Origin of the sequence: Allobosea massiliensis, assembly GCF_042655245.1 — a bacterium.
Classification (GTDB): Bacteria; Pseudomonadota; Alphaproteobacteria; order Rhizobiales; family Beijerinckiaceae; genus Allobosea; species Allobosea massiliensis.
Window position 1 is genome coordinate 1 of record NZ_JBHSLU010000058.1, and the last position, 3,937, is coordinate 3,937.

Genomic DNA, 3,937 nt, shown 5'->3' on the forward strand with positions numbered 1-3,937 from the left:
CGCGAAGGCCATGGCGGCAGCAAGGCCCACGCCATCGCCGAAGCGGCCTGAACCGAAACGCCGCGGCAACCGAAACCCGAAGGCCCCGCCATCCACCCATGGCGGGGCCTTCGGCTTTCTGCGGCGCCCTTCGCATGACGCTTGCGGCCGGCTCGGCGGCGATGCTAGGCGGGGTATGGGCCGGTAGCTCAATGGTTAGAGCTCGCTGCTCATAACAGCGCCGGTGCCGGTTCGAGTCCGGCCCGGCCCACCACTTCCGATCAGAACTACGAACCGGCCCGCGGCCGGTGGCGTGGTTGCGCAAATTCCTCTGGAAGCTATCGTTTCTACCGATAATGCGAATTTTCCCGGGCTCGACGACGATGCAGTCGACGACTGAGCTGAGCCAAGCTTTGCGTCTTTCGACAGGACCGGACGAGAGGCGCTCGATCAAGGCGCGACGGAAGGTCTCTATGGCGTCTGGATCCAGCGTGGGCTGCTCGACGAGGCTGGACTGCGCCCGTTCAAGGGCCGCGCGCGCCAGGTCGCGTTTATCACGGAGACAGGCAACCCTGCCCTGAAGCGACGGCTCGGCCGAATCGAGGATGCCGCGCTCGATCGCGGCATAGAGATTTTGAAGCGCCTTTTCCGCATCGGCAGCTTCGCGATGAAGCTGACCAATCCGCTGCTCGACCGCTCCCTGCCGCGAAGCCTTGCGAGCATGCAGAGCCTGCAGAATGCCCGTTAGACGATCCGGTGTCGTCAGCCAATCGACGAGCGCTGCCATGACACGCACTTCGGTCGTTTCCCTGCCCACAGGCTTGTTTGTGCAGGCTACGGCGCCTTTGCTGATGGACTTCGCGCAGCGATAATAGTTGTAGATCTTGCCGTGGCGCCCCGTGCCGCTGCTGGGCGACATGGTCATCTTGCAGCAGCCGCACCGGATCAGGCCGCCGAAAAGCGACGGCGCGCTGTCAAGGCGGGGACCGCGCTGAGTAGGCTGTCGCTGGCCGAGCTGCTCTTGGACCGCGTTGAATGTCTGGGGATCGATGATCTGCGGAACGCTGTAGTCGGTGATGTCGCTATCGGCGTTCTGGTTGCCGTGCTTGTCGAACACATTCCAGGATCGGGTGCCGGTATAGGCGTCCCGGATCAGCATCTCGTGGACGGTGCTAGAATAAAATTCCGCGCCCCGGCGAGTGAGATAGCCCGCAGCGTTGAGATGCTGAACGATCGCACGTACGCCCATCGGGCCCGACGATCCGTTCCCATTCAGCGCGAGATGGAAAACGAGACGTACGATTTCGGCCTCGACGGGATCGATCTCGAGCCTCCGCTTTATGGTGCGGCCGATCGCGTCTGCTTCGACTGAGCGATAGCCGAATGGGGCGGTTCCGCCATTGGAGTAGCCGAGCTTGGCGGTGGCGACCATGCCACGCAGCGTGCCGATCTGGGCGTCATGCGACTTGAGTTCGTTGGCGAAGCCTAACGCCAATCGCATGATCTTGCCACCATCCCGAGCCTCAAGGTTCTCCGACATCGAGCGGATGGCGACCTTGTGCCGGCCGAGAATCCGAACGGTCTCCTCCTGATCAAGCAAGTTGCGGAACCCGCGCGAGATCGAGTGGACGAGCACTGCATCTACGGTTTGAGTTCCGTCCTGGCAGCGTGCGAGCATCTTCTGCAGTTCGGGACGCTGAAGCGAGCTCGCACTTTCGCCAGCGTCGCAGTAGAGGCTGAGAACCGTCCAGCCCTTCCGCGCGCAATAGTCGCGCATCTGGACTTCCTGCTCATCGAGCGAGAGCCGGTTTTCCGCCTGCTTGTCGGTCGAGACGCGGATGTACAGCACGACCTGATCAGGCCGTGTCGGAGCGTCTTCACAGGTGAGGCGGCGGCGGCGAGCCATATTCGGGTCCTATGGGGTATTCAAAGCATCTAAGCGCAATTTTGTGGGGGTTAAGGGGTAGAGGCATCAGGTTAGCGGTCGAACACCTGGACAACGAGATCGCCAAAATAGCTCTCGATGGCATCCAACTCGGCCGCACCGATCAGATCGGGATCGATGTATTCGAGTACGATCTTACGGTCGCGCAGGTCAGCGATCGAGTCGATAGCGGGACGCGGAGGCTGGCCAGCAAGCTCGTCGGCCCGGTCCTCCTTTCCCTGCAGATTCCTGCTTTGCCTGCGCACTGCCCCGCTCCTGTCGATGAGCGAGAAGCTGGCAGGGCGGCGCCGGTGCCGACATGAATCTAATTGGGACCGGCTTTCTTTTCAGCTGCAGGGCACGATCGCAGGCAAGCGCAGCGTTCCGCTCTGCCCTGGCTGATCACATCGACCGAGGATTTCCTTCAACGTATCGAAGTCACAGAGGCTTTCGATCTGGGCGCAAATCCATTCGAGCCCGAGATGTACCAGGACAGTGTTCGGAAACAGCCGTACCCGCCACCACTGGTTGATGTTTGGGGCCTCTTTGTGAAGCTGGAGATAGCGCGCGAGATCCCAGGTGATGGGGGCCGGCTCCCCACGGCTCAGCCGACCGGCGAAAACCGCCAAGTTGAACACCCTATAGTAGTCGATCGTCTCGGGAGCGCCATGATAACACTGCCATATGTGGGACGCGTTCACGCCGCTGACGAAAGAGACAAGGATCATCTCCATAATCGAGAGATCGGGCAGACTGTCCAGCATGTCGCGGGAGATGGTCGTGTCGCTGCGACGCTTGCCTTTGGCGATCTCGATCAGGGTCGCGCGAAACCCCTTCGCTGTCACCTGGGCTGCGTTTCGTGCCCGACCTACCAGCTCGATCGCCTTGACGTGGCCATCCCGCAGTCCTTGCAGGGTTTCGGCATCATCCGCCGCAGCCAGGCGCGCGGCCTTCGCTGGGGTGAGGTAGCCTCGGTAAGCGGGTTCCCACAGGGCCTCGCGCTCCCGGATGTGACACCTGCCCTTGGTCAACAGCGTCTCGACGGATGAAGGTCCCAGGACGATCGGCTTCAAGACGTCATAGATCGTTGTTGGAACCGTCTTGCGATTTCTCGTGGCGTTCTTGCGGGTCTCGACCGCTGCGAGCGCTTCCACGATGCATTCGAGGTCGGCGACAAGGCAGCTCTGAACGTGATCAAGCTCCGTCTCGAGCTCCGTCCGAGGCTTCATCCCTTTGCGGATGCCCTCATAAGGGTCCGGCGCTGGCGGCAATGTCGGGCGGAAGCGGATAGGAAGGAAGTGTTGGGCGGCACTTAGTGAGCGCAGGAATTCCGGCACCAGTCGCGGGACCGTCCCCCAGATTTCCAGGATGCTCATGACGCAACTCCACACCCGAATCAGTTGCTCGATTCTAAGCGAACGTGGCGTTCAGCTGTAGATGTCGCGGCAACAGGGTGAATTCGATCGAAAACCCGACAATTTTACCGAGTTCGCGGAAGGGGTTTTCAGGCCTGCCTCCGATGCTCTTCGTCGAGCGAGGGCAGGGCTGCAGCAGATGACGAATATGATCGCGGGACCGAGTGAGGGTCCGTTCAGCGCTCACGAGCTCAAGGCAAGGACCTTTGCGCCGCTGCAGTTCATCGTCGATGGCCTGATCCCAAGCGGCCTGACCGTGCTGGCCGGTGCGCCGAAGGTTGGCAAGAGCTGGCTCAGTCTCGATATCGCGCTATCGGTGGCCAGGGGGACTGCTGTTCTCGATGAGAGAGTGCATCGATGTGGGGAGGGTGCCGTTCTCTATCTGGCGCTCGAAGATAGCGAGCGTCGCCTCCGAGGCCGCCTAGAGCAGTTGCTGGGGACAGGCCCAGCCTGGCCACGCAATCTGTTCTTCGAGACCTCGTGGCCAAGGATGGATGCGGACGGGCTGGAGCGCCTCGATGGGTCGTGTCCCTGCTGGTGGTGTAGCTTCGCAGAGCCACCGCGTGCCGGCTTTGGTCGGGCTGGTCAGGCGGCCACGGCTGGCAGGCTGACGATGGGA

Annotated in this window: 3 protein-coding genes, 1 tRNA gene and 1 pseudogene; 2 read left to right on the forward strand and 3 right to left on the reverse strand. The window is 61.8% G+C overall.

The window, feature by feature from the left end:
* The first annotated feature begins 177 nt into the window (after positions 1-177).
* A tRNA-Ile gene (locus tag ACFPN9_RS17140) sits at positions 178-253 on the forward strand.
* A 561-nt stretch (positions 254-814) separates the two neighbouring features.
* On the opposite strand, the pseudogene ACFPN9_RS17145 reads toward ACFPN9_RS17140, so the two are convergent.
* From ACFPN9_RS17145 to ACFPN9_RS17155, 3 genes and pseudogenes are all read right to left on the reverse strand, one after another.
* Positions 815-1,885, reverse strand: a pseudogene (locus ACFPN9_RS17145) (recombinase family protein); the annotation flags it as partial.
* 71 nt (positions 1,886-1,956) lie between these two features.
* Positions 1,957-2,169: a hypothetical protein gene (locus ACFPN9_RS17150; protein WP_377817294.1), complete on the reverse strand. Its 213-nt coding sequence runs from the start codon at positions 2,167-2,169 to the stop codon at positions 1,957-1,959.
* Positions 2,170-2,250: 81 nt separating this feature from the next.
* Entirely contained in the window at positions 2,251-3,279 is a 1,029-nt protein-coding gene (locus ACFPN9_RS17155; protein ID WP_377817295.1) for a hypothetical protein, read from the reverse strand.
* Between the two features lie 178 nt (positions 3,280-3,457).
* On the opposite strand from ACFPN9_RS17155, the gene ACFPN9_RS17160 reads away from it, so the two are divergent.
* Positions 3,458-3,937: AAA family ATPase (locus ACFPN9_RS17160; RefSeq protein WP_377817296.1), on the forward strand; the 480-nt coding region annotated here is incomplete at its 3' end.